The sequence below is a fragment of the Planctomycetota bacterium genome (genome assembly GCA_018242585.1).
Lineage (GTDB): Bacteria > Planctomycetota > Planctomycetia > Pirellulales > PNKZ01 > JAFEBQ01.
On the sequence record JAFEBQ010000026.1, the window covers coordinates 17,527 to 41,630 of the forward strand.

The following is a 24,104-nucleotide window of genomic DNA, read 5'->3' on the forward strand; positions in this document are numbered from 1 at the left end:
GGCATGCAGTTCGATCGCGGCTACCTCTCGCCGCACTTCGTCACCAACGCCGACCAGCAGACCGTTGAACTCGAAAGCTGCTACGTGCTGCTATACGAAGAAAAGATTTCCAGCGCCAAGGCGATGGTTCCGCTGCTCGAAGCGGTGAGCAAGGCGGGCAAGCCGTTGTTGATCGTCGCCGAGGACATCGAAGGCGAAGCCCTGGCCACGCTGGTCGTGAACAAGATGCGCGGCATCTTGAACATCGCCGCGGTCAAGGCGCCAGGCTACGGCGATCGCCGCAAGGCAATGTTGGGCGATCTGGCGGCGCTGACCGGCGGCACGGCGATCTTCAAGGACTTGGGCATTCAGCTTGAGGCCGTGAAGCTCACCGACCTGGGCCGCGCCAAGAAGATTCACATCACCGGCGAAAACACCACCCTGGTCGGTGGCGCCGGCAAGAAGGAAGCCATCGAAGGCCGCGTCGACCAGATTCGCCGTGAAATCACGGTGACCGACAGCGAATACGATCGCGAGAAGCTGCAAGAGCGGTTGGCCAAGCTGGCCGGCGGCGTGGCCCAGATCAACTGTGGCGCGGCGACCGAAAGCGAGATGAAGGAACGCAAGTACCTGTTGGAAGATGCCAAGTGCGCCACGCAAGCGGCCCTAGAAGAAGGCATTGTCCCTGGCGGCGGCGTGGCCTTGCTCCGCTGTGAAAAAGCGGTTGACAAGCTCGAAGTTTCGGGTGACGAAGCCCTGGGGGCCAAGATCATCCGCAACGTGCTCGACATTCCGTTGCGTTCCATCGCCGAGAACGCCGGCGTCGACGGCGCCGTGGTCGTCAACCGCGTGCGTCAGTTGAAGGGGAAGAACGACGGCTTCGATGCCGACAAGGACGAGTATTGCGACCTGGTGTCGCGCGGCGTCATTGACCCGGCCAAGGTTGTCCGCATCGCCCTGCAGAACGCGGCCAGCGTCGCGGCTCTGCTGCTCACCACCGAATCGCTGATCACCGAGATTCCCAAGGAGGAAGAGGAAGGTGGCGATCACCACGGCGGCCATGATCACGGCATGGGTGGTGACATGGGCGGAATGGGCATGGGCGGAATGGGTGGCATGGGCGGCATGATGTAAGAGGAGTTGCGAGTTGCTGGTTACTAGTTGCTAGTGACCAGAAACTCAAAGCTTTTCGTCGTTCCAACCGCTTCAATCAAGAACACAACAACCAACACATAACGAAGGAATCTTAAAACATGGCCAAGTTGAATCTGCGTCCGCTGGATGATCGCGTCGTGGTCGAGCCGTTGGAAGCCGAAGAGATGACCGCCGGCGGCATCGTCCTGCCGGACACCGCCAAGGAAAAGCCGCAGCGCGGTACCGTGGTCTCGGTGGGCCCTGGCAAGCAATTGGACAACGGCCAGCGCGGCAAGCTGTCGGTCGTCATCGGCGACGAAGTGCTGTACGGCAAGTACACCGGCATGGAAATCGAAGTCGACGGCCGTGACCTGAAGATTCTGCGCGAGACCGACATCCTGGCCAAGGTGGTTTCCTAAGGCCCTCGCGACGCGGCGCCGGCCGGCAAAGAACGCCGCGGCGCATGTTTAACGATCAATCCAACACGCATTCAACATAGGAACCTGAAACCGTGGCAAAGCAATTGCTGTTCGAAGACCAGGCGCGTGCCAAGATGCTCAAGGGAGTTGAGAAGCTGGCCAGCGCGGTCGCCGTGACCATGGGCCCGACGGGCCGCAACGTGATCATCAACAAGTCGTTCGGCGGGCCGACCGTGACCAAGGACGGCGTCACCGTCAGCAAGGAAGTCGACCTGGAAGATCGCTTCGAGAACATGGGCGCCAAGCTCGTGAACGAAGTCGCTTCGAAGACTTCGGACATCGCCGGCGACGGCACCACCACGGCCACCGTGTTGGCCCGGGCCATCTTCAAGGAAGGCACCCGCAACATCGCCGCCGGTAGCAACCCGATGTCGGTTCGCCGCGGCATCGACAAAGCCGTGGCCGCCGCGATCGACCACCTGCGCTCGCTGGCCAAGCCGGTCAGCAGCAAGCAGGAAATCGCCCAGGTCGGTTCGATCAGCGCGAACAACGATCCGGAAATCGGCAACCTGCTGGCCGACGCCATGGAAAAGGTCGGCAAGGACGGCGTGATCACCGTCGAAGAAGGCAAGGGAACCAAGACCGAGGTCGAGTTCGTCGAAGGTATGCAGTTCGACAAGGGCTACATCTCGCCCTACTTTGTCAATCGCCCGGCCGAGATGGACAGCCAACTCGAAGACGCGTACATCCTGATCCACGAAAAGAAGATCAGCAATCTGCGCGACTTGGTGCCGCTGTTGGAAAAGGTGATCCAGGGTGGCAAGCCGTTGTTGATCATTGCCGAGGACGTCGAAGGCGACGCCCTGACGGCCTTGGTCGTGAACCGGCTGCGCGGCGTGTTGAACATCTGCGCCGTCAAGGCGCCCGGCTTTGGCGATCGTCGCAAGGCGATGCTCGGCGACATTGCCGTGCTGACCGGCGGCACCCTGATCAGCGAAGACTTGGGCCTGAAGCTCGAGAACCTGACGCTGCAGCACCTGGGCCGCGCCAAGCAGATCAACGTCGACAAGAACAACTGCACGATCGTCCAAGGGGGCGGCAAGCAGTCGGACCTGCAAGCTCGCATTCAGCAGATTCGCAATCAGCGCGAAGCGACCGAAAGCGAATACGATCGCGAGAAGTTCGACGAGCGGCTGGCCAAGTTGACCGGCGGCGTGGCCGTGATTTCGGTCGGCGCCAGCTCGGAAGCCGACATGAAGCAGACCAAGGCCCGCATCGAAGACGCGCTGCACGCCACTCGTGCCGCGGTCGAAGAGGGGATTCTGCCGGGTGGCGGCGTGGCGCTGTTGCGTTGTGCCGAAGCGGTCGAAAAGGCCCGCGCCTCGGCCAAGGGTGACGAGAAGATCGGCGTCAACATCGTGTTGCACTCGCTGTCGGCTCCGCTCAAGCAGATTGCCAACAACTGTGGCATTGACGGCTCGGTCGTGGCCGACGAAGTCAGCCAGAAGTCGGGCAACATGGGCTACGACGCCAACAAGGGCGAGTACGTCGACATGGTCAAGGCCGGCATCATCGACCCGTTGAAGGTGGTCCGCAGCGCCCTGAGCAACGCGGCCAGCATCTCGGCGTTGATGCTGACGACCGAGGCTTTGGTCACCAACTTGGACAAGGACGATAAGGCCAAGAACCGCGTCGAAGGAAGCGTCCGCTAAGCGCAGCGCGATGCTGCCGATGGAGCAACCTTGGCGGACAGGAAGTCTTGATTATTGATGTTAAACATGGCGGGCCATCTTCGCTTTCAGCGGTGAAGATGGCCCGTTTTTGTAGCGGCTTGTCAGTTGTCCGTGGTCAGTTGTTTGAGAAGCGATTAGCGGTTAGCGATTAGATTGCCGCGACGCGCGTACAATTCACGTAACAGTCGTAGGTCAGGCCTTGGCCTGACATGATTGTGGACACAATTCGTCAGGCCAAGGCCTGACCTACAAAACTAGCCCCTTCTTCATGGCCAAACGCGACTATTACGAAGTGCTCGGCGTTGTGCGCGAAGCGAGCGACGGCGACATCTCCGCCGCTTATCGCAAGCTGGCCATCAAGTACCATCCCGACAAGAATCCTGGCAACCAGGAAGCGGTGATCTACTTCAAGGAAGCCGCCGAAGCCTACGAAGTTCTCAGCGATCAGAACAAGCGGGCTCGCTACGACCGCTATGGCCACGCCGGCGTTGACGGCGCGGGCAGCAGTCCCCACTTCAACGACGTCAACGACATCTTCCAGGCCTTCGGCGACATCTTCGGCGACAGCGTCTTTGGCGATTTCTTTGGCGGCGGCCGAGGGCGCGGCGGGCGGCGCGTGGCCCGCGGCCAGGACGTGCAGTGCGAGACGACGCTCGATTTGCTCGACTCGGCCCGCGGCGTGACTAAGACCATCAAATACTCGCGTCACGTCCGCTGCACCGCGTGCGAGGGAACCGGCGCCAAGCCCGGCACCAAGCCCGACACTTGCCGTTACTGTGGCGGCCACGGTCAAGTGATTCAGTCGTCGGGCATCTTCCGCGTTCAAACCACGTGCCCGGCTTGTCGCGGCGCTGGCACGACCATCTCGACCCCTTGCGAGAACTGTCACGGCGAAGGTCAGACCGTCGAACGCGTGAAACGCGAAGTCAACATTCCGGCCGGCGTCGATGACCAGACCCGCCTGCGTGTCTCGGGCGAAGGGGACGCCAGCCCCAACGGTGGCCCGCCCGGCGACCTGTACTGCCTGATCCACGTGCAACAGCATCCGCTGTTCGAACGCGACGGCATGAACCTGATCTGCCGTTTGCCGCTCACTTATTCCCAGGCGGCGCTGGGCGCGACCCTGAAAGTGCCGACGCTCGAAGGGCCCGAGGACTTGAAGATTCCGGCCGGATCCCAGCCCGGCGACGTGTTGAAGCTGCGCGGGCGCGGCATGCCCGACCCGCGACGCCGCGGCACCGGCGATTTGCTGGTCGAGTTGCACCTGGAAGTCCCCCGCACCATGACCGCGCGGCAAGAAGAACTGTTGCGCGAGCTGGCCGAAGAAGAAAATGCCAACGTCCAGCCGCACCAGAAAAGCTTCCTGGAAACGCTGCGCGACTACTTCGTACCGACCGAGAAACCGCCCGAGCCGAAGAGCGAAGAGCCCAAGCCGCGTAAATCAAAAGACCGATAGTTCAAGAATACTTGCCACGGAGACACAGAGGCACGGAGGTTAGCACGGAGTAGCAAAGGGAAGGGATTGCGGTGATGAATGACCAATGCCCAAATCCCAATGACCAGTCAGACGCGGAGTCCCGTTTCCGACGCAATTATTGGACATTGGTACTTGGTCATTGAGATTTCTCACTCCCTCCTCTCCGTGCAAACCTCCGTGTCTCAGTGCCCCCGTGGCGAACGCATTTAGAAGTGTGAGAAAAGGCGAAAGATCATGAGCGATCAAGAACAAAAGCTGTCGTCCGACGACGAGGCCAACGGGGCCGAGAACTCGACTGCGGCGTTCGAGCAAGCGATGGAGCAGCTGCGCGGCGACCTGGACGACGCCAAGGAGCGCTTGCTGCGCGCCCAGGCCGAAGCCGAGAACACCCGCAAGCGACTGCGTCGCGAGTTGGACGACGAGCGGCGTTATGCCGCGTTGCCGATCTTGGGCGATTTGTTGCCGGTGGTCGACAACGTCGAGCGGACGGTCGAGGCGGCTGCCAAGGTGGCCGGGGCCGCGGCGGTGGTCGACGGCTTCAAGATGGTGGCTCAGCAGTTGAGCGACGTCCTCGCGCGGCATCACTGCCAGCGGATCGACGCTTTGCATCAGCCATTCGATCCGAACAAGCACGCTGCAATCGCCCAACAGCCGAGCGCCGAGTATCCGCCGAACACGGTGCTGCTGGTCGCGCAGCAGGGCTACCAGGTACACGAACGCGTGCTGCGCCCGGCGCAAGTAATCGTCAGCCGCGCACCGGACGCATAACGCCGTTTCAAGTGGCCGTCATTCCCGCGCAGGCGGGAATCTAGACGAAAGGTTTTGATAAGTCTGGCCAGGCCCGCACGTCGATAGTTCATCAAACATTTGTCGAAAAGCGCGCCCATCGACGCGGCCCCGAACCCACTTGTCGGCCCCGGTTTTCCTGATAAGTTGATTGTTCGGTTGCCGATAGAGTCTAATCGAATGCTCCCCTCGCCCCTCCGTGGGAGAGGGGTTGGGGGTGAGGGGGCTTGGCATTCGGCGCGGCTCGAAGGGATCGACGGCGGCCGCAGTGAGCGAATGTTCCGCGGCCCCCAACGTCCAAGACACTTTTGGCGGCGTAGCTCAGTTGGTTAGAGCACCGGCTTCATAAGCCGGGTGTCACTGGTTCAAGTCCAGTCGCCGCTATTTTTCATCAGCCCCGGCGTTTCGCCCCGGGGCTTTTTCATGCGCTAATTCCCAGCGTGGAAAACTATCTGAGCCGCTGCGAACCGCAACGCCGGGAGACACGCCGGCCTAGCTGTGGTGCTACGCTCGGCAATCACTGCGGCCGATCAGCACGGCATCAAGCGGGAGCCGAACGTCCGCTCATTCGATGACTACGACCAGGCGTTGAGCGATGACGAGCGCCGCGACCTGTTTGGCGACGATGACGGGCTGCCCTGGGAGCTGCGCCCGGTCCCGGGGGATTGGGGTTAACATTCGGCCTTTTCATCGTTGGCAAAAGGGATTGCAGGCTAGGCGTGGGATTGCGAAAATCCATTTGATAAAAGGGCTTATGCCAACTACGGACGAATTAAAACACGCCGATGAAAAAGCTTTCGAATGACCAGGCGACGATACTTCATGGCGATTGCCTTGAAGTGCTCGAAAGGGAAGTGAAAGACGAAAGCGTTTCCCTGGTCTTTGCCGACCCGCCCTACAACATCGGCAAGTCATTCGGCCAATTTCACGACAAATGGCCCTCCGACCGAGAGTATGCCGAGTGGTGCTTCCAGTGGTTGGCAATTTGCTTGAGAAAGCTCAAGGATGACGGAAGCCTCTACGTGATGTCGAGCACTCAGGCTATTCCGTATCTTGATCTCTGGCTGAGAGAAAGATGCAGCGTGCTGTCTAGAATTGCCTGGCATTACGACAGCTCGGGCGTCCAGGCGCGGAGATACTACGGTTCCTTGTATGAACCGATCTTGTTTTGTGTAAAGAACCCCAAAAGCTACACGTTCAATGCTGATGCAATTGAGGTCGAAGCCCGAACCGGCGCAGTTCGAAAGCTGATTGACTATCGCAAGGCAGCTCCGACTCCATACAAGACAACGAAAGTGCCTGGCAATGTTTGGTACTTCCCACGTGTTCGGTATCGCATGGAAGAATACGAGGAACATCCATCACAGAAGCCAGAGGCCCTTCTGGAGCGAATTATTCTGGCAAGTAGCAATCCTCGCGACCTAATTCTCGACCCTTTCTCGGGTACGTTTACCACCTGCGCTGTCGCCAAACGACTCGGCCGCCAAAGCATAGGCATCGAGCAAGAGCGACAATACTTCAAGATTGGCGTCCGCCGCTTAGGACTTGCTGAAGAAGTTGACGGCGAAAAACTGCAACCGCTCAGCAAAACTTACGTCCGAAAGAACCGCAAGCGTCGCGCGCTCTCACAGAATGGAATGTTATTCGATGACTAACTCTGTCCCTCGTCACGCATTTACGAATCAAATCGAGCAGATTCTCGAAAAGCACTTCGGCATTTTGGCTGCCGACGTTTTTACCGCGAGCCCTTTGCTAGGATATTTGAACCATAAAACCAGATCCGCAAGTCGCGGCTCGAAGTCACGTGGTGCGTTCGCAAATCACTACGCCCTTTACGTACTTACAGAAGACTATCTCGCGAACGGTTTTGGTCCTGGGGGCAAGCGACACGGGACGTACGACAAATATGGGGGAGCCAGGTTTAGCGACTTATTAAATCGACAGCGCGAGTTGCCATTCGGCAGTAAGCTACAAAACCACGCCTTGAATGGACGACTCAATGACGAGTTCAAAAAGTTTTATCCGTCGGTCGAAAAGGAACCGATTGTTCGCGACGTGGCCAAGCAAGGCTACTGGATTCAAGAAGACCTGCTCGTAGTCACGGTCCGAAATAGGGAAGGAAAAAGGCAAGATTTGAACATAGCTCCGTGCGTCATTGACATCATCGACGCTTACGTAGCTGCCAAGTGCGAAGCATTTGAGTCATTTATTGACTCTTGTGAAGAAATTTCCGCTCTACCAGAGACTGACGAAAAATCCGCAATTGCATTCATCGAAGCCCAACTAAAGCCTGAAATCGACGCTCGTGTCTTTGAAATCGTCAGCTTCTCAATACTTAAAGCGTTTTACGGTGATCAAAGAATCTATTGGGGATGGACACGTGATAATCTCAATGAAGACGCTCTTGTTCTCTTCAAAACGGGGCGGACGAACGCCAACGACGGCGGCATTGACTTTGTAATGCGGCCACTGGGCAGATTTTTTCAAGTCACCGAAACGATCGACGTCAATAAGTATTTTCTCGACATCGACAAAATCCAACGGTTCCCGCTGACGTTTGTCGTTAAGTCAACGGATGGGCCAGCCGCAATCCAATCCGCGATTGAGGACCAAGCGAAGTCGAAGTACAAAATAGTTGCCGTTGTGAAGAGCTACATGGATGCGATCGAAGAAATCATCAACATTCCACTGCTAGTCGAACGCCTTCAATCGGTAATCAAAGCTGGCAAGATTCGCCTTGCCATGGATGAGATTGTCGTTCAGAGCAAAGTTGAATTTAATTACCAGGACACAGCAGAAGTTGTCGATGACATCGACGAGACAGATTGATTGCCGATAGGTTCTAGCCTTTGGCTAGGCCGATTCCTAATAAACGCGATCACGCCCATCGGCCTCGACTTCGCCCTGCGGGAACTCGGGCGCGTCACCCTCGACGCTGACGAACTCCCAAGCGGCCTCAGGCCGCCACCGGCCGCCGTCATACCAGCTTTCATCCGTGAGCCGGAGCGCCGCGATGTAGGGCCCGAGCGGGTCTGTGACCGTGGCCGGCGCGAGTAGGCCGCGGCCGGTCACGGAGCCGTCAGTCCGGGCACACTCGACCAGCATGTCAGCGATGAGTTGGGCGAGCGGTTCGCTGGCCTGGTCGACGGCGCGGAGTGTGCCATCTACCCATGCCACGGCGCGGGCCTGACCGTCGATCATGAAGTGCATCACGTAGCGCAACGCATGACCCCTCTGCCAAACGCGTATTCTACGGGCTTACGCTTCGGACAACATCAAACGCCCCTTAACAACGGTACTTGTCCGGGGCTGTTTTGGCTAGGCGCGTTTCGCTTACAGCACGCCGCAGAGTTGAAATGTCCGCAGGCAGTCGAGGATGGCCGACGTGCGCGTGGCGAAGTAGACGGGCCGCTCTTCGCCCGCGTAGCGGTGCTTGTGAAAATAAAGCCCGCGAAAGCTGTACAGCCAGTTCGCATAGCGGCCGCACATCTGACAGAGCCAGGCCAGGAACGAATTGTTGGCCAGCGGGTCGTCGGCCCGCATGCCTCCCAGCGGGCAATAGCCCAGCGCCAGGGTCCGCTTCCCTTCGCTGCGGAACTGCTCGATGGCCGTCACCTTGATCAGGTCGGCCGTGCCGCTGGGCGCGTCGGGATGGGTTCGCACGATGTTGGCCGTGTAGCCGATGGTCTGCTCGTTTTCATACAGCGGATCGAAGTGGACGTAGCCCAGCAGCGTGTCGTCGGCAAAGGCGAAGAACCGCCGCACGTCGTGCTCGGCCTCGGTCACCAGCGGCCGCGTCAGGAAACGCAGTTCGCGATTCCTGGTCCGCCGGCGCTGCATCCAGCGCTGTGACAGTTCTTCGACCGGCAAGTTGCGCGCTTCGGCCGCGGTAAGCTCAACGACGTGAAGGCCGTGGCGTCGCGCCGACTGAACTGTCTGGCGCAGGTTGCGCCGCCGCGAACCGGCGAGGGTGAAGCTGGCCAGGTCGATGTCGACCTCGGTCCCCATGGGCACGATCTTGTAGCCGCACTGTCCCAGCCAGTGTGCCGTGGCGGCCGACAATTGCAGGAAGCACGCGCTCTTGACGTGGGCCAGAAACTGTTCGAGCAGCGTGATGCGATGCTCGGGCAGCGCGATCGGCTCGGACAGCACAAACGCGCGCGGCAACAACCCGCCGAGCGTGGTCACCCCTTCGGACCAACGCTGATACGAAACAAAGCCGAGCCGCTCGACAAAGAAGGCGTCGAGTCCCGGCTGCAGCGTGAAGTATCCGGTCGAGTGCTGACCGTAGCGCCGCAGATAGCTGAAGCGGCGCGCGAGTTCGGGGCTCGATTCAATTTGAGCGAGCGTGGGCATACGAAACCGGCAGCCGAGATGCCTCGATGACCGCAAGCGCCAACGATGCAACCGAGGCGAAATGCGTGATTACAGTTTCGTTAATATAGGCGGCTGTGGGCCCGGAAAACAACGACAAAATGTCGTAGTTGATGAGATTTGCCTTTGACGGCCGGGCGAAAGAATCAGCGGTGGGCAGCCGGTTGCTCGCGTGGAAGCACGGTGGCCTGATCGGCCCCGCGCAGCTCGTGGGCCACGCCAAATAGCGCCGCCGCCGTACCGCCCAGGCAGGCGATCAACAGAAAAGCCGCGATGATTCGCGAGCGAAGCAGGGCATGGAGCCAGTTGTCGAGCATGGTTTCCAGTCTAGTTCGCGCCCGCAAAGTGCAAGGCGCGGCGCGGTTGAACTGCCCAAAAAACTGAGCATTTGGCCGCTAAACCAGCCCCCCAAAAGGCTAGCCTAGCGGGGGCGCGACCTGCTACAATGCTGGCTGGTTGGTTTGACGACGATCTGTGGCACTCGGTTCTTGTCAGCTTCGTTCTGCTCTGGACTTTGCCTGCTTACTGTTCACTCGCCATTCCCTGCCTGGCGGGCCACCACTCTGGCCCCTTTCGCTCCGACCCGGAAAGTGTGAATTGCGGTCGGGAATGCCCATCTTCAGGAGTTGAACAGTGGGTAAGAAGCTTTATGTCGGTAACTTGAGCTACAACGTGACGAGCTCGAGTCTGGAAGAATTGTTCGCCCAGTACGGCGAAGTCCGCAGCGCCCAGGTCATCCAAGACCGCGACACGGGCCGCAGCAAGGGTTTTGGCTTCGTGGAAATGGCCGACGACAACGCGGCCCAGGAAGCCATCAACGCTCTGAACGAGACCGAGCACGACGGCCGTCCGCTGACGGTGAACGAAGCTCGTCCTCGCGAAGATCGCCCGCGTGGCGGTGGCGGCGGTGGATACGGCGGCGGTGGCGGTGGTCGCGGCGGCTACGGTCGTCGCTAAGCCGGCTCTTTAGCGGTGGCTTGTAGACTACAAGCGGCTCGTTAAGAACAATTGCTTGCTACGCGCGTCTTCACGGGCGCATAATGCAAACACAACAGCGGCCAGGGAATTCCTTAGTTGGGTCCTTGGCCGCTGTCTTTTTTTGCGCGTAAATGTCAAACGCATGCGTCGATCGGCGTTTGGCTGGGGTGGCCCGGACAACTTGCTTGTCCGGGCGGCGCAGCCGCCAGAGGGATCGAGACCGTCATCCATTCCCCTCTTGTCGCTGCGCGACACCGACAACAAGTTGTCGGTGCTACCCATCTCCGGCCCCTCTGAGGTCGTGCCCCTCAGAACGAATTCACGACAGCCATCTCTTCGGCCGCCATCTTGCGGGCCATGAAATAGTGATGGTAGTGCATCGCGCACTTCAGCACGTACACGAACAGCAACTCGGGGTCGGGTCGCGCCCGCAGAAAGCGCCCGATCCGTCGGCGATACTCGCGGCGTAGCGCGGCATCGGGCACGTAGACCATCAACTGCAGAAAGACTCCCGCCGCCATTGCCGAGAACCGGGCCATGGCGGCCGTCCAGGCCAGCGGATGCTTGCGCCAGTAGGCGCGCCGCGCTTGGCCCAGCTTGAAGCCAGCCCGAATGTACAATTCCTCCAGCCGGTCGAAGTACGACGTCGGGTCGTAAATCTGGTTGAGCAACTGGACGTAGCCGTCGCGCAGCTCGGCCCGCGTCATCTGGGCCGGCACGATGTTGGTGCCGTACTCGGGCGGGTCGCTTTCGTCGAGTCGCCCCTCGGCGGCCAGCCGCTTGTGCAGAGGCGTTTTCGGAATCGCCGCCAGCATGCCGACCATGGCGTGAATGATGCGGCTTTCTTCCAGGAACTTGCGCTGCTGCTCGAATACCTGGGCGTCGTCGTGGTCAAAGCCGATGATCATGCCGCACCAGACGTCCAGGCCGGCGTCTTGCACCGCATGCACGCGCTCGACAAGGGTTCGCCCGGGGCGCACGTTCTGAAACTTCTTGGTCTCGCGCAACGAGGCTTCGTTGGGGCTTTCGATGCCGATGAACACGGCCGTGATGTTGGCTTCGATCATTCCCTGCATCAACTCTTCATCGTCGGCCAAGTCGAGCGACGCTTCGGTAAAGAAGTTGAACGGGAAGCCATGTTCGCGCTGCCAGTCAGCCACTTCCTTGAGCAACGGCTTGATGGCTTGCTTGTTGCCGATCAGGTTGTCATCGACAATCAGCGCCAGATCCATTTTTTGGGCCAGCAGGGCGTCGAGTTCGCGGCGGATTTGTGGGGCCGTTTTCAGCCGGGGCCGCCGGCCGAACGTGACGATGATGTCGCAAAACTCACACTGGAACGGGCAGCCGCGCGAGAATTGCAGGCTGCCAAAGGCGTAGTGCTCGTTTTTGAGCAGGTCGAACCGCGGCGTCGGCACCCGAGTCATGTCGGTCTTTTCGAGCTGCTCGTAGCGCTCCTGGTGCCGGCCTTGCTGCCAATCGGCCAGGAACTTCGGCCAGGTTTCTTCGGCCTCGCCAATGAAGATGACGTCGGCCAGGTCGCCAAAATAATCTTCTTGCACGGTCACCCAGGGGCCGCCGACCGCGGTGAACACGTCCCGCGCTTTGAGCTCGCGCAAGATTTCGCGCATCCGCATTCGCTGCACGCTCATACCGGTAACGCCGACGATGTCGGCCCGGGCCAGCCGGTCGAAGTCGATGTCTTCGACGTTCTCGTCAACCAGCGTGATGGTGTGCTCGCCCGGCGTTAAAGCCGCCAACAGCGGCAAACACGCCGTCGGTAGATTGGCCTTCTTGCGCATCAGCGGCAAGGCCATCTCGAGCCCCCAGTACGAGATCTCGAACCGCGGATTCACCAGCACGATATCGGCCATCGAACGAACCCTCCCGGTGCGTCGAACGAGTTGCTGCCCACCACTCGGCATGTGACATCGTATCGCGGCGCGGGGCAAGGCTCAAACAATCTGCCACCGGATTCCCCGCCAGGCGGCAAATGAAGGGCGAACTGTCGCATTGATCGAGCCACGGTTAGAATCGCCGGCATTGCTGGAACTCGACAGGAATCTGCCATGAAGCTGCTGAAGACCGATGTGTTGATCTGTGGCGGTGGGTGCGCCGGCTTGTGCGCGGCATTGGCCTCGGCCCGCAACGGCGCTGAGACCCTGGTCGTCGAACGGGCGGGCTTTGCCGGGGGCATCATCACCGCCGTCGGGTTGCCCTACTTCGACGGCGTGGCTCACAAGAAGGATCGCCGCCTGGTTCTGGGGGGCATCCCGATCGAGTTGCTGGTCCGCTCCGGTATCTGTCAGGCGGGCGATACGCACGTCACTAAGTACAACCCCACGATCAGCAATATCGAGCGGTTCAAGCTGCTGGCCGATCAGATGTTCATGGCCGAAGCGCCGCGCCTGCAGGTGCTGTATCACACGCAAGTCTGTGACGTGAAAGCCGACGGCGGAAGGATACAAGAGGTGATCTTGGCCAACAAAGATGGCCTCGTTCGCGTGCAGGCCCGGGAAGTCGTCGATTGCACCGGCGACGGCGACGTGGCGGCCTGGTCGGGCGCGCCGGTCATCAAGACCCAGCCATTGCAGCCACTAACGCTGCACTTTCGTATCGGCAACGTCAAGAAGTCGCCCGACATGCAAAAACTCTGCCGCGCGCAACTTGAGGTGGCGCACCAGGCCGGCGAACTGCCCAACTATTATGGCCCTGGCATGATGTTCATGTTTGCGCCGAACGAAGTCTATTTGCACGCCATTCGTGTGCCGGGCGACGCCAGCGACGCGGCCGACCTGACGCGGTGCGAAATGCAAGGTCGCGCCGACGCTTGGACCATGTTCGAGCGTTGGAAAGCGAACGTGCCCGGCTTCGAGGACTCGTATTTCTTAATGGCCTCGCCGTTCATCGGCGTCCGCGAGACGCGACGCATCGTCGGACAGCACGTGCTGCACGAGAGCGACATTCAGCAAGGTCGCAAGTTCGACGACGCCGTGGCCACCGGCTGCTGGTACTTGGACATTCATCCCCAGACCGCTACCAGCGGCTCGGCCTGGCACGAAGAGCCCGACTTCCCGGCGCCGTACGACATTCCCTATCGCTCGATTCAGCCAAAACAGATCGAGAATCTGCTCGTGGCCGGCCGGTGTCACTCGGCCACGGCTCTGGCCTCTTCGTCGTCGCGCGTAACGGCCACAGCTATGGCCATGGGCCAGGCTGCCGGCACGGCGGCGGCGCTGGCCGTGGAAACTAAGAAGTCGACCGGCGAACTCGCCGGGGTCGCCGTCCGCCGCCGCCTCGAAGCGCAACACGCCGGCCCCTGGGTCGGCGCGTGAGCATTACTACTTGAAGTAGCGCTCGACCGCCGAGCCGTCTCCAACCAGGCGCACCTGATCGCCGACCTTCAGGCGACACGTCCCCGCCGGTAGTTCCAGCGTGGCGAACACATCGCCCGGGCCGGTGAACATCCGCCAAGGTTTCAACGACGATACCATGCTGACGACGCGTCCCGCTCGATCGAGCATCACGACGTCGATTGGCGCGAGCATGAAACAGGTGTGGACCGAGCGGCACGGGACGATCAACAAGCCCGCGTCCGCAGCCAGCCGGCGCAGTTGCAACCCACGGAAGCGCGGCCAGAACGAATCGGCCACCTCCAGCCGCGCGACGATCACCTCGCCCGTCGCCACCTGCACCAGTTGGTAACTGGGCGTCTTCATCGCGCCGACTGGCTCATGCTGTCGAGGACGCGGAAGATTTCATAAAACGCCGGGCCCAGCGCCGACAGCAGCACGCCCGGCATGAAGCAGACGACCATCGGCACCAGCAACTTGATCGGCGTCGACATGGCGAACGCCAGCGCCTGCTCCTTGCGGCGTTGACGCAGATCTTCGGCCTGAATCTTCAGCACGTCGGCCAGGCCGGCGCCGATTTGCTCGGCCTGAACCACGGCCGAAATGAAGATCGAAAACCAGGTCATCCCCACGCGCCGGCTCAGCCAGCGGAGCGAATCGACGCGCGGCCGGCCGGCCAGTACATCGCGCTGAAACGCGCTCAGCTCGCGTGGCAAGGTACGATGGGCCTCGAGCGAACCGAGCACCCGGTCGATGGCGCTGTCGAGCCCGAGCCCCGCTTCGGCCAACGTGGCCAGCAGGTCAAGCACCAGCGGCAGGTCTTCTTCGATCTCGCGCACGCGCTGCCGCCGTGCCGCACGGACTAAGAGTGTCGGAATCGACGCCAGGCAAACCAGCGCGATCCACGGCGCTCCGTAAATCAGCGGCAACGCCACGTCGCCGACGCCGCCGGGAATCGCTTGGGCCACGCGGGCCATTTGCGGCAAGTTGCCGTATAGGGTAAACGCCAGCGCCAGCAGTCCGCCGCCGATGCAAAACACTAGCGTGCTTCCCACATAGACCGCCACGGCGTTCGGGCCGCGACGGCCGGCCAGGAACAACCAGTGCTTGAGCCAGCCCTGCTGGTCCTCGGCCGGTAGCGGCTCGTTCGACTCTTGCTCGCTGAACAACCGATCGAGCGTCCGCCCGCGCAAAGCTAATCGTTGCGCCGCCCAGGCAAATAGCGAGACCGCCGCCACCAGCAGCATTCCCAGCACCAGCAAGGTTTGGATCGACGCAGGCATCTTAGAACCGGGGTTTGCTCAAGTAGGATATCCAGACCATGCCGACCGCTTGCAGCACGATGGCCACCGCGGCCAGCGACGCGCCGACCGAGGTATCCAAAAAGTTCGCCATGCGCTCGGGATCGTTGCGCCACATCAGCACGGCAATGAAGTACGTCGAGCCCATGATCGCCACGATCGACGTTCGCGCCTGGGTGGTCAGCGCGCGCAGACGGCGCGAGACTTCGATCCGCTGGCGAATCGTCCGTCCCACGTTGGCCAACGTGCCGGTCAAGCTGCCGCCGACACCCCAGTGGACCGACAGTGCCATGCTGAACAGCCGGAACGTTTCGAGTGGCACGCGCTCGGACAGCGCGTTGAAGGCCGCGATTGGGTCGTCCCCCAGGCGAATGCGCCCGAGCAACTCTTCAAGCTGCGGCTTCAGCGGCACCCGGGCTTCTTGCAACGCTTGCTCCAGCGCCACCGGCAGGGCGGCGCCAACGCGCAGCGCGCTGATCATCAAGTCGATCGCGTCGGCCAACTGGGCTTCGATCCGATCCGAGGTCCACGTGAGCAGCGCGGCGTCGAGTTGGGTTCCCAGCAAGCCGACAATCGCCGCGAACGCGCCGGCAAAGGCCCACGGCAGCCCAACCACCCAGTGCAGCACCACCAACACCGCCAGGGCCACACCCCACGGAATCACGTAGTGACGCCGGGCGAACAGCCGCGGCGGCTCGTGTTCCTCCTCGGCCGCGGTTTCGGTCTCGGCCGTGTGCAGTCCTTCGTCCAGGCGCTCGAGCGTTCGGCGGCGCAAGGCAAAATGCCGCGCGGCGGCGATCGCGCCGGCGGCACTGCTGGCCAGAAAGAACAGCCCGAACCATAGCTCGCGCGTCACCGCTTACCCCTTTTGAAACAGGGATATTGGGATGTCCTGGCCGCGCTCGCGCAGCTCTTCGACCATCCGTGGCACGACGCCCGTGGCGACAAACTCGCCTTGCACGGCGCGCGGCGTCCGACCGCGGCGCTCGAAGCGAAAAATCTCCTGCAACTGCGGCGTCAGCCCTTCCAGGCCGGTAATCTCGGCAATGCTTTCGACGCGGCGAACGCCATCTTCGTAGCGGCGGACTTGCACGATGAGTTGTAGCGCCGAGGTCATCTGCTCGCGAATGGCTCGCGACGGCAAATCGACCCCCGCCATCAGCACCATCGTCTCGATGCGCGCCAGCGCGTCGCGCGGGCTGTTAGCATGGACCGTGGTCAGGCTGCCATCGTGGCCGGTGTTCATAGCTTGCAGCATGTCGAGGGCCTCGGGTCCGCGGACTTCGCCGACGATGATCCGGTCGGGGCGCATGCGCAGGGCGTTGATCACCAGGTCGCGCGCGGTGATCCGCCCGCGCCCTTCGATATTCATCGGCCGCGTTTCCATGCGGACGACGTGTTCCTGGTCGAGAACCAATTCGGCGGCGTCTTCGATGGTGACGATTCGTTCGTTGCCGGGGATTGCTTCGCTGACCGCCCCCAGGTACGTCGTCTTGCCCGAGCCGGTGCCGCCGGAGATCAGCACGTTGCGCCGGCCGATGACCACGGCCCGCATGAACTCAAGCATGGCCGGCGAATACATCTTCAGCCGCATCAGCTCGGTGCTATTCAAGCGGCGGCGGCCGAAGCGGCGAATCGACAGCGTCGGCCCGTCGATCGTGGCCGGCGGCAGCGTGGCGTTTACACGGCTGCCGTCGGTCAAGCGGGCGTCGACCATCGGCGAAGCGTCGTCGATGCGCCGGCCGATGCGGGCCGCGATCCGTTGAATGATTCTGACCAGGTGTTCCGTATCGCGGAACCGGACGTTCGTCTGTTCCAGGCGGCCGAAACGTTCGACGTACACCATGTCCGCGCGGTTGACCAGGATATCGGTCACAGCCGGGTCGGCCATTAGCGGCGCCAGCGGCCCGACGCCGAGCGTCTCTTCCAGCAAGTCATCGGCCAGCCGCTTACGCTCGTTGTCGTTGAGCGGCAGGTCCAGGTCGTCGAGCACTCGGGCCGTGAACGCCACCACGGCGTCGTGCAACGGCGCGTCGCCGGCCGTCAGCAAATTCTGGTCGTTCAGCTCGTCGAGCAACTGCTGGTGCAGCCGCGCCTTGACCATCTGGTATTCGACTCGGTCGGTGCGCGCGGCCGGCTCGGCCGCGCGGACGGCGTCGCTGGTCACGCGCGGGGCGCTGGAACGAATTCGCTCAGTCGGCAGCGCGTTGTGCGCGCGAATCAGCTTCTGACGCGAGTCGTCGTGGCTCGCCCCCTTTTCACCCTGACCAGGATTGCCAATGCCGTGGTCGTTCATCGTGCGTCTCCACTGGCCACTGTTTCAGTCGTCGCGGCCTGCGCCTCGGGCTCGATCGGTGCGCCGGGGGCCAGACGCTCGATCTCGCGCACAATCTTCGCCAGATCGCGAGCCCGCTTGGTGAAGCGACCCGCGGTCAGCGCGAACGGCTCGCCGACGTTGGCGGCCGCGATGATGCGACGGTCGAAGCGGACGATATGATCGACCGCTCGGCCCAGCCGCTCGGCCGCTTCGACGGGGCGGGGATTGCCGGCGATCCACTGCACGCGGTTTAGCACCAAGCGTTGCCGCTCGGCCGGCACGCCGAGTTTGTTCAGCAGTTGCAGCAGCTTGGCCGCCCCCAACAGCGTCGGTACGACGTTCTCGAATACCAGATACGTTAGATCGCTGAGATCGAGCACGGCCATTGCCACGCGATCGAGCGACGGGATCGTGTCGACGATCACATAGTCGTACGTCCGCCGGGCCAGCACGAGGACGCGCGAGACCACCTCGTCGGTGATGTCGGCCCCTTCGATGGCGTCGGCCGGCGCGGCCAGCACGTGCAAGCCGCTGTGATGCGGGACCGCCAGTTGACGGATCAGCGTCTCGTCCAGCCGGTCGCGCTGGCGCGCGGCGTCGGCCAGCGTGGTCTCGGGCTTCAGATCGAGCAAACTCGCGCAGCCGCCGACTTGCAGACACGTGTCGACCAACAACACCCGATCGGGGCGCGTCGCCGCCAGACTGCACGCCACGTTGACCGACAAAGTGCTTTTGCCGACGCCCCCTTTGTTGCTCATGAAGCTGACCAGCCGGCCGACGCGCGACTGGCCAGTTTGACCCGCCTGGGCCAGGCGCTGGACCAGGGCGTCGACATCGCTGCTCGAAAGGGGGCGGCGCAAGAAGTCGCGTGCCCCGGCGCGAACCGCTTCGATCAACAGTGCGCTCTGCTGGGCTTCGTACTCGAACAAATCGGGACGATAGACGCCGACCACGTGCGTGCGCGGCGACGCGGCCAATAGCTCGGCGATCTGCTGCCGGGCGAGCGCCAAGTCGGTGTCGATTTCCAAGAAGGCCAGATGCGGCTGCCAGATGCGGGCCTGCTCGATGCCCGTGCGGCCGCCGGCGACGACGCGGATCACCGGCTCGATGGTGCGCACGGCGTTCAAGGCCGCCCGCGCTTCTTCGCCGAGGGAGCGATCATCACCAATGATCAAAACGTGCGGCTGCATGAGGAAGGGGCTAGGGGCGAGGGATTAGGGGCTAGGGGGCACGGCTACCGACACGGATCGAACCAACGCGGGGGTGAGTACTCGATTAGTCAGTGCTTTGCCATGCAAGATCAACTCGCTGGCATTTACACCATCGTCGGGTCGGCGAATGAAAGCTGCGGAGACATTCTGCTGCATGACTTGACTTGGTTTCGGCGTCAACGAGAACGTGTCATTTTGGGGCAACGACAGCGTGACGAGACCAAATCCAACAACATACAAAGTAGTTGATGTTTCGCCGCTTACTGGTTTCTGGATTAACGGGACGATCGTTGCCCAAGTGCTCGTTCCGGACGAGTCAGCGAGCATGCCAACGCTGGTTGAGCCGGCGAACATCGAGCCAACGAAGGAGGTCGGAGCACATGTGCCACTGCTCAAGGTCATTCCAGCGCTCATCGTCGAAGTCTGGCCGCCGTTCGTGACAAAGCCGATCTGGCCTGTCGGCGTACTAATTGTCCCGTCGGACGCTACCGTGGCTAATGAAGATGTCCCGGCGCTAAGCAAGGACCAGGAATTTGCGTAAATCGCAAACGGAGCTGCCCCGACGATACCGTATTTATCAAGATCGGTTGGTTCATCAGGAAGCGGGAGTGTCGGCGAGATCGCGGCACCAACTGACAAGGCCATGACGGCATCGGCGATCGCCGTCGCGCGAACTTTGATGCCTGTTGCGCGCTGATTCCAAAACGCCGTGGGATCAGCCGAACCTCCGATGCCGGCGCGTCCAAAGAAATACGGGACGGTAGGACCGGAGGAGGATTCCAGGTTGTCGCTGAATGTCTCGCCGGTGCGCCTTAGACGTGCCAGGAAGCTGCTTGCAGTCGATGAGTGCGTAGCATCGCTGGCTGGTGTGAAGTCGTAACGCGAATATGGATCGCTGCTCTCCACCTGAGGTTCTGCATGATAAGCCGCGGGGCTCAGCGACTGGTACGTGTCGGCAATGCTGCTGTCGGTCACGAATTGTCCCGCGACCAGATCACCCGATGCGACATTCGACGGATTCATTTGCAGCGACACACTCGTTGCGGCATCGAGCACCACGGTTTGTGAGGCGTAGAAGTCGGTGCCGGGCAATTGCATGCCACCGGTTAACGTCAGCGTTTGGCCATTGGTCGTGCGTGTATAGGTCGGCATTACTGTGGCAGCGGCGGAACTAGCTGCGATTCGCCGTGCGTTTTCGCGCCACGTGACAAATTCTGGTGAATCAGTGCCGGGGGGATCTCCCACTGCCGGCCACAATACGCCGGTCGCCCACGCGGAGCTACCGTCTAGCCAATCGCTAGGGACGTTATCACGGTACCGCAAACCTTCGAGCGCGGCGGTATTCACGGCCGACTGCATTTGCCGGCGGGCGACGAAGGCTTGGCCCAGGTCGGCTACGAGCGCCGCGAACGCGAAGATCACGAACACGAAAATAGCGAACCAGATCATCGCCGAGCCGCGGCGAAAACGTCGCCGCGAACGATCAGATTTTGCTCGAATACGAGAGCGATTGGTGATTTGCTGCTGGACAGTAATAGGCGTGCTCACTGGCCGAATACCTCGCGGCGGTAGACGCCTTGCCCGCTGACCACGCGGCGAAACGGTCGCACGCCATTTGGTGCTGCACTGCCCCAGGCGACCATCTGGCCCAGGCCGTATTCGCCTGCGTATGCACCAAAACCGCTGCCGCTGCTACCCGAGCTTTGTGTCGCCAGGGTATATCCACTTAACGAGTTGGTGAACGAAACGTGGGAATCATCCGCCAGAATCGGGGTCGTCGGAGCGGTCGACGCCACCATTGGGTTCGTGGCCGATGGTTGATAAGCGATCAACCCCGCGGCTTGGAATGGGTAATTGATTCGTAGCCGTACGGTGCCAGGCAGGATCCCCGAAGTCGTACCAGAAGTAATCGGCGCCGACGCCGTCACGCTAAAGCTGCCGGTCACGCTTGCGTCTAAGCTTCCATAGGTTCCCATCTCTTCGACCACGCCATGCCACGCATATTGGTTTGGCCCTTCGGCCATTAAAACTCGAACGGTCGTTTCGCCTTGTTCATTTTTCACGACGGTGCCGGGGTATCGATACGCGCCGAGCCCGGCGTCGTAAAACATCACGGGCACGAGCAGTTGGTTGATCAGCGGCATATACTTTGCAGCGTATTGCGTAAGCGTTAGTCCAAGTTCCGACAGCGTTGACGACGGCACCACCAGAAGCGCCTCGTTGAATATCTGCTGGCGTACCGCGAGGAGCGGGTCAGTTGAATTTGGATTGTTAAGGTCGACGTAGCGGTAAAGCACATGATTCAATGTTGGAAACGCATACGAGTCATTGCTGTTAGTGCCCGTCGGATTCAGCGGCATGCGGGACAACTCTTGCGCGCCGACGTCGGCGGCTTGTTGCACGACCTGGGCGGCGAAGAACATCTGGCCCATCGACAAGATGGCCGCGAACAGGAACGTCAGCGCCAGGGCGATGATCGCGAACTCGACCAGCGCCTGACCGCGGCGCGTCCGACGGCGATTCACGCGCGCAATCAAATATGATTGCGCAGTCGGTTTCTCGCGCGTCGCGGCGCACACAACGGTTCGCCGGAACGAAAACGCCCACGGCGACCCCTCCGTGGGCTGCGTCAAGCTATCGGTAGCTGGCGTCATGCGCGTCACCTGTCGGCTCGTGCCGTGCGGCGCGGCGAATCACGATCGATCCGTGTCGGCGGCGTGGGAATCGCGGTGCCGGCCGGCTGGGCAGTGGCCGGTTGGCTCATCACCGGGGGCGGAGCTTGCACCGGTGTTGCGGCCTTGTTGGGAGCAATCGCCGTCGCCGGCTGAGTGGCCGCCTCGGCTGGGTGAGCGCCGAAAGACTCGGCGCCGAACGCCCGGCCGCGCACCGTTTCCACCGTCCGCACGTGCTTCAAAGGATCAAGTTCAGGCACCTCGGTATCGTGGGTTTCCTCGGGACGTCCCGAGCGGGCCACGCAGAATAACGACGCCTTGGTCGACAACGCCTCGGTCAGCGGCGCGATTTCATCGGGATCGAGCGCGATGGTCATGTCGCGCATGGGGTCTTTCTTACCACCGCCACCGACCAAGGGGTGCGAACGCCCGCCGTCCGGCGAAGCAGTTTCGTCCGCCGCCCGGGTCACCACACGACCATCACTGACCATCACCTTGACGCTGGCGTCTTTGCCGCCCCCTTTGACACCGCCAGCGCGAACGCTGGGTTGCAGATGGCTTGTCTCGACCGGCTCGCTGGCCAGCAGGTCGAAGCGGTCGCCGATGCGCAAATCCTTCAGCCCTCGCACCTGGTTGGCGTCGAGTGTCATCGCCCGCTTGCCGGGCGGAATGCCCGCCACGACCCCCGGCCGGGTGCCGACGGGCATGAAGTCGCGCTCGGTAAAGGCGTAGCCGGGCTGCTTTTCGCGGGCCATCACGCGGCCGATGATCTTGTTGTGGTCGGTGATGAAATCGGTCGGCACCTTGTCGGGCGGGTAATGTAGAACACGCGTTACCAAGGTGCCGGGCGTGGCCATGTGGTCGCGCGTGACCACGGCATAGATCGGAATCGCCGTTCCCGACAGCGGCACCGCCACCATGCCGGCATAGGGATCGCGAGTGGCCTTGCGGTTGAATTCCGACAGATCGATGACGCCAAAGGCGACCAGTCCGACCAGCGTGACGCCCACGCCCAGAACCAAACCCGAAATGGCGACAAACGCGCGCTTCAGCGCCGAAGGACGACGATAACCAGCGGTACGGCTTTTCATCTTTTTACTTATTGTTTCTGGTCCGCAGCGGACGATCCAAGTCGCCGACGCGACGAGCCGGGCTTACCACACTCATTGGCCGCGCCGACCTGGTCAACTGAATTCGCGAGCCACGCGATTCGTCGCGCCGAGCCAGGGCAGGGGGCCGCTGCGTGCGTGTTTTACTCTGGTTTTCCCGCAATTCCTGATGTGCCAACAGCCCGCAACGCATTGCTGCATTGCGGGCTATTGGGGTTTCACGTTGTCACGCTTTGCCAGCGGCGGGCCACGCGGTATCTCGTGACCATGCCAGTGGCAGGTTGGATCAGACTAGCCTTAGGTTCCGTCGGTCTTGTCGGCCACCAGCGGGGTGCCGCCAGCGCTGCCGCCAGGCAAGCCCAAGGTGTTCGTCGCGCCCACGTCACCCGGTGTCCCGGCCGAGACAATCACACCACCGCTGCTGGCCTGAGTGGCAATCAACTTGCCGACAAAGACGCGGCCTTGGTCATCGGCATCGTCACCCGGCAGCAGGGCGGCGACGTCCCCCAACAGGTCACCGGCCTTGTGGCCGAGCATGGTGGCGGCCACGAGGCAGACCAGGGCGACGGCGCCAATCATGATGGCGTACTCGACCATGGCCTGACCGCGGCGGAACTTGGTGGCATTTACACGGCGAATCATGCGAAAAACCTCCAACTAGGGTAAAAATGGGCTTAAACATGAAACTGAGACTCAGTATCAACAGTGGCGGATTCTACATGTTCCTTTCGGCGTGTCAACGCTATCGGGCAAAAAACTTTTTAGGTTCCGTCGGTCTTGTCGGCCACCAGCGGAGTGCCGCCAGCGCTGCCGCCGGGCAAGCCCAGCGTGCCTGCGGCACCCACGTCACCCGTCGTGCCGGCCGAGATGATGATGCCGCCCGAACTCTGCGACGTCGCGATCAGTTTGCCCACGAACACGCGGCCTTGGTCGTCGGCGTCGTCGCCCGGCAGCAGCGCCGCCACGTCGCCCAGCAACGCCCCCGCCTTGTGTCCCAGGATCGTGGCCGCCACCAGGCAAACCAGCGCCACGGCGCCGATCATGATGGCGTACTCGACCATGGCCTGACCGCGGCGGTGGCGAACATTCTTGCGTCGTAACATCGTTTCAACTCCTGGGGTCATGAAAGCGGAAGCCAGGCTCCGTCGTTGGGGCCTTTCTGACCCTGACGACGGATCGACGTTGGTTTCGTTTCACGCTACCTCGGAAGTTCTGCCCCCCCAGAAGTTCTTCAGCCAAATCTGACTCGGCGCGACCCAGCCGG

At 61.6% G+C, this 24,104-nt stretch carries 23 protein-coding genes, 1 tRNA gene and 1 pseudogene (1 of these 25 running past the window's edge); 11 read left to right on the plus strand and 14 right to left on the minus strand.

Annotated features, from left to right (window positions below):
* The 9 genes and pseudogenes from JSS27_12865 to JSS27_12905 all read left to right on the plus strand — a co-directional run.
* Nucleotides 1-1,113 (plus strand): annotated as a pseudogene (locus JSS27_12865) (molecular chaperone GroEL) (it extends 532 nt beyond the left edge of the window).
* A gap of 119 nt (nt 1,114-1,232) precedes the next feature.
* Complete coding sequence (locus JSS27_12870; protein MBS0209834.1) at nt 1,233-1,532, plus strand: co-chaperone GroES; 300 nt, start codon at nt 1,233-1,235, stop codon at nt 1,530-1,532.
* A 92-nt stretch (nt 1,533-1,624) separates the two neighbouring features.
* Nucleotides 1,625-3,244 carry a chaperonin GroEL gene (gene groL / locus JSS27_12875; GenBank protein ID MBS0209835.1) on the plus strand — a complete coding sequence of 540 codons (1,620 nt, stop codon included), beginning with the start codon at nt 1,625-1,627 and terminating at the stop codon, nt 3,242-3,244.
* Between the two features lie 289 nt (nt 3,245-3,533).
* The gene (dnaJ, locus tag JSS27_12880) at nt 3,534-4,721 is read left to right on the plus strand and encodes a molecular chaperone DnaJ (GenBank protein MBS0209836.1); all 1,188 of its coding nucleotides are present in this window, start codon (nt 3,534-3,536) and stop codon (nt 4,719-4,721) included.
* A gap of 255 nt (nt 4,722-4,976) precedes the next feature.
* Entirely contained in the window at nt 4,977-5,510 is a 534-nt protein-coding gene (locus JSS27_12885) for a nucleotide exchange factor GrpE (protein MBS0209837.1), read from the plus strand.
* A gap of 328 nt (nt 5,511-5,838) precedes the next feature.
* A tRNA-Met gene (locus JSS27_12890) sits at nt 5,839-5,912 on the plus strand.
* A gap of 117 nt (nt 5,913-6,029) precedes the next feature.
* Nucleotides 6,030-6,203, plus strand: coding sequence for a hypothetical protein (locus JSS27_12895; GenBank protein MBS0209838.1), 174 nt, complete (start codon nt 6,030-6,032; stop codon nt 6,201-6,203).
* A gap of 110 nt (nt 6,204-6,313) precedes the next feature.
* A complete protein-coding gene (yhdJ, locus tag JSS27_12900) occupies nt 6,314-7,183 on the plus strand; it encodes an adenine-specific DNA-methyltransferase (GenBank protein MBS0209839.1) in 870 nt (289 codons plus the stop codon).
* Nucleotides 7,176-8,357, plus strand: a complete 1,182-nt coding sequence (locus JSS27_12905; GenBank protein MBS0209840.1) for a restriction endonuclease — start codon at nt 7,176-7,178, stop codon at nt 8,355-8,357. The genes yhdJ and JSS27_12905 overlap by 8 nt, the downstream gene beginning before the upstream one ends.
* A gap of 36 nt (nt 8,358-8,393) precedes the next feature.
* Here the strand turns inward: JSS27_12905 and JSS27_12910 are convergent, their stop codons facing one another.
* From JSS27_12910 to JSS27_12920, 3 genes are all read right to left on the minus strand, one after another.
* Complete coding sequence (locus JSS27_12910; GenBank protein ID MBS0209841.1) at nt 8,394-8,750, minus strand: hypothetical protein; 357 nt, start codon at nt 8,748-8,750, stop codon at nt 8,394-8,396.
* Between the two features lie 111 nt (nt 8,751-8,861).
* Complete coding sequence (locus tag JSS27_12915; GenBank protein MBS0209842.1) at nt 8,862-9,884, minus strand: DUF2156 domain-containing protein; 1,023 nt, start codon at nt 9,882-9,884, stop codon at nt 8,862-8,864.
* Nucleotides 9,885-10,048: 164 nt separating this feature from the next.
* Nucleotides 10,049-10,219: a hypothetical protein gene (locus JSS27_12920; protein ID MBS0209843.1), complete on the minus strand. Its 171-nt coding sequence runs from the start codon at nt 10,217-10,219 to the stop codon at nt 10,049-10,051.
* Between the two features lie 316 nt (nt 10,220-10,535).
* Here JSS27_12920 and JSS27_12925 point away from each other — a divergent pair, with 316 nt between their 5' ends.
* Complete coding sequence (locus JSS27_12925; GenBank protein ID MBS0209844.1) at nt 10,536-10,859, plus strand: RNA-binding protein; 324 nt, start codon at nt 10,536-10,538, stop codon at nt 10,857-10,859.
* Between the two features lie 329 nt (nt 10,860-11,188).
* Here the strand turns inward: JSS27_12925 and JSS27_12930 are convergent, their stop codons facing one another.
* On the minus strand, nt 11,189-12,751 hold the full coding sequence (locus JSS27_12930) for a B12-binding domain-containing radical SAM protein (protein ID MBS0209845.1): 1,563 nt from the start codon (nt 12,749-12,751) through the stop codon (nt 11,189-11,191).
* A gap of 195 nt (nt 12,752-12,946) precedes the next feature.
* Here JSS27_12930 and JSS27_12935 point away from each other — a divergent pair, with 195 nt between their 5' ends.
* The gene (locus tag JSS27_12935) at nt 12,947-14,212 is read left to right on the plus strand and encodes an FAD-dependent oxidoreductase (protein MBS0209846.1); all 1,266 of its coding nucleotides are present in this window, start codon (nt 12,947-12,949) and stop codon (nt 14,210-14,212) included.
* A 6-nt stretch (nt 14,213-14,218) separates the two neighbouring features.
* On the opposite strand, the gene JSS27_12940 is transcribed toward JSS27_12935, so the two are convergent.
* The 10 genes from JSS27_12940 to JSS27_12985 all read right to left on the minus strand — a co-directional run bounded on the left by JSS27_12940 (nt 14,219) and on the right by JSS27_12985 (nt 23,943).
* Nucleotides 14,219-14,596, minus strand: a complete 378-nt coding sequence (locus JSS27_12940) for a DUF192 domain-containing protein (protein MBS0209847.1) — start codon at nt 14,594-14,596, stop codon at nt 14,219-14,221.
* A complete protein-coding gene (locus tag JSS27_12945) occupies nt 14,593-15,513 on the minus strand; it encodes a type II secretion system F family protein (GenBank protein MBS0209848.1) in 921 nt (306 codons plus the stop codon). The genes JSS27_12940 and JSS27_12945 overlap by 4 nt, the downstream gene beginning before the upstream one ends.
* A gap of 1 nt (nt 15,514) precedes the next feature.
* Nucleotides 15,515-16,387 (minus strand): type II secretion system F family protein, encoded by an 873-nt coding sequence (locus JSS27_12950; GenBank protein MBS0209849.1) that lies wholly within the window; start codon nt 16,385-16,387, stop codon nt 15,515-15,517.
* Nucleotides 16,388-16,390: 3 nt separating this feature from the next.
* Nucleotides 16,391-17,827: a CpaF family protein gene (locus JSS27_12955; protein ID MBS0209850.1), complete on the minus strand. Its 1,437-nt coding sequence runs from the start codon at nt 17,825-17,827 to the stop codon at nt 16,391-16,393.
* Complete coding sequence (locus JSS27_12960; GenBank protein ID MBS0209851.1) at nt 17,824-19,038, minus strand: AAA family ATPase; 1,215 nt, start codon at nt 19,036-19,038, stop codon at nt 17,824-17,826. Before JSS27_12960 ends, JSS27_12955 begins: the two co-directional genes overlap by 4 nt.
* Nucleotides 19,039-19,062: 24 nt before the next feature.
* Entirely contained in the window at nt 19,063-20,607 is a 1,545-nt protein-coding gene (locus JSS27_12965) for a pilus assembly protein (GenBank protein ID MBS0209852.1), read from the minus strand.
* Nucleotides 20,604-21,638, minus strand: a complete 1,035-nt coding sequence (locus JSS27_12970) for a pilus assembly protein (protein MBS0209853.1) — start codon at nt 21,636-21,638, stop codon at nt 20,604-20,606. Before JSS27_12970 ends, JSS27_12965 begins: the two co-directional genes overlap by 4 nt.
* A gap of 80 nt (nt 21,639-21,718) precedes the next feature.
* Entirely contained in the window at nt 21,719-22,822 is a 1,104-nt protein-coding gene (locus JSS27_12975; protein ID MBS0209854.1) for a hypothetical protein, read from the minus strand.
* 315 nt (nt 22,823-23,137) lie between these two features.
* On the minus strand, nt 23,138-23,482 hold the full coding sequence (locus tag JSS27_12980) for a hypothetical protein (GenBank protein MBS0209855.1): 345 nt from the start codon (nt 23,480-23,482) through the stop codon (nt 23,138-23,140).
* A 119-nt stretch (nt 23,483-23,601) separates the two neighbouring features.
* Nucleotides 23,602-23,943 carry a hypothetical protein gene (locus tag JSS27_12985; protein ID MBS0209856.1) on the minus strand — a complete coding sequence of 114 codons (342 nt, stop codon included), beginning with the start codon at nt 23,941-23,943 and terminating at the stop codon, nt 23,602-23,604.
* Nucleotides 23,944-24,104 lie beyond the last annotated feature (161 nt).

Coding starts and splice junctions, on each gene's coding strand:
- JSS27_12870 (MBS0209834.1), top strand. CDS start 1,233: ATGGCCAAGTTGAATCTGCGTCCGCTGGATGATCGCGTCGTGGTCGAG.
- dnaJ (MBS0209836.1), top strand. CDS start 3,534: ATGGCCAAACGCGACTATTACGAAGTGCTCGGCGTTGTGCGCGAAGCG.
- JSS27_12885 (MBS0209837.1), top strand. CDS start 4,977: ATGAGCGATCAAGAACAAAAGCTGTCGTCCGACGACGAGGCCAACGGG.
- yhdJ (MBS0209839.1), top strand. CDS start 6,314: ATGAAAAAGCTTTCGAATGACCAGGCGACGATACTTCATGGCGATTGC.
- JSS27_12905 (MBS0209840.1), top strand. CDS start 7,176: ATGACTAACTCTGTCCCTCGTCACGCATTTACGAATCAAATCGAGCAG.
- JSS27_12915 (MBS0209842.1), bottom strand. CDS start 9,884: ATGCCCACGCTCGCTCAAATTGAATCGAGCCCCGAACTCGCGCGCCGC.
- JSS27_12920 (MBS0209843.1), bottom strand. CDS start 10,219: ATGCTCGACAACTGGCTCCATGCCCTGCTTCGCTCGCGAATCATCGCG.
- JSS27_12930 (MBS0209845.1), bottom strand. CDS start 12,751: ATGGCCGATATCGTGCTGGTGAATCCGCGGTTCGAGATCTCGTACTGG.
- JSS27_12935 (MBS0209846.1), top strand. CDS start 12,947: ATGAAGCTGCTGAAGACCGATGTGTTGATCTGTGGCGGTGGGTGCGCC.
- JSS27_12940 (MBS0209847.1), bottom strand. CDS start 14,596: ATGAAGACGCCCAGTTACCAACTGGTGCAGGTGGCGACGGGCGAGGTG.
- JSS27_12945 (MBS0209848.1), bottom strand. CDS start 15,513: ATGCCTGCGTCGATCCAAACCTTGCTGGTGCTGGGAATGCTGCTGGTG.
- JSS27_12955 (MBS0209850.1), bottom strand. CDS start 17,827: ATGAACGACCACGGCATTGGCAATCCTGGTCAGGGTGAAAAGGGGGCG.
- JSS27_12960 (MBS0209851.1), bottom strand. CDS start 19,038: ATGCAGCCGCACGTTTTGATCATTGGTGATGATCGCTCCCTCGGCGAA.
- JSS27_12975 (MBS0209854.1), bottom strand. CDS start 22,822: ATGAAAAGCCGTACCGCTGGTTATCGTCGTCCTTCGGCGCTGAAGCGC.
- JSS27_12980 (MBS0209855.1), bottom strand. CDS start 23,482: ATGATTCGCCGTGTAAATGCCACCAAGTTCCGCCGCGGTCAGGCCATG.
- JSS27_12985 (MBS0209856.1), bottom strand. CDS start 23,943: ATGTTACGACGCAAGAATGTTCGCCACCGCCGCGGTCAGGCCATGGTC.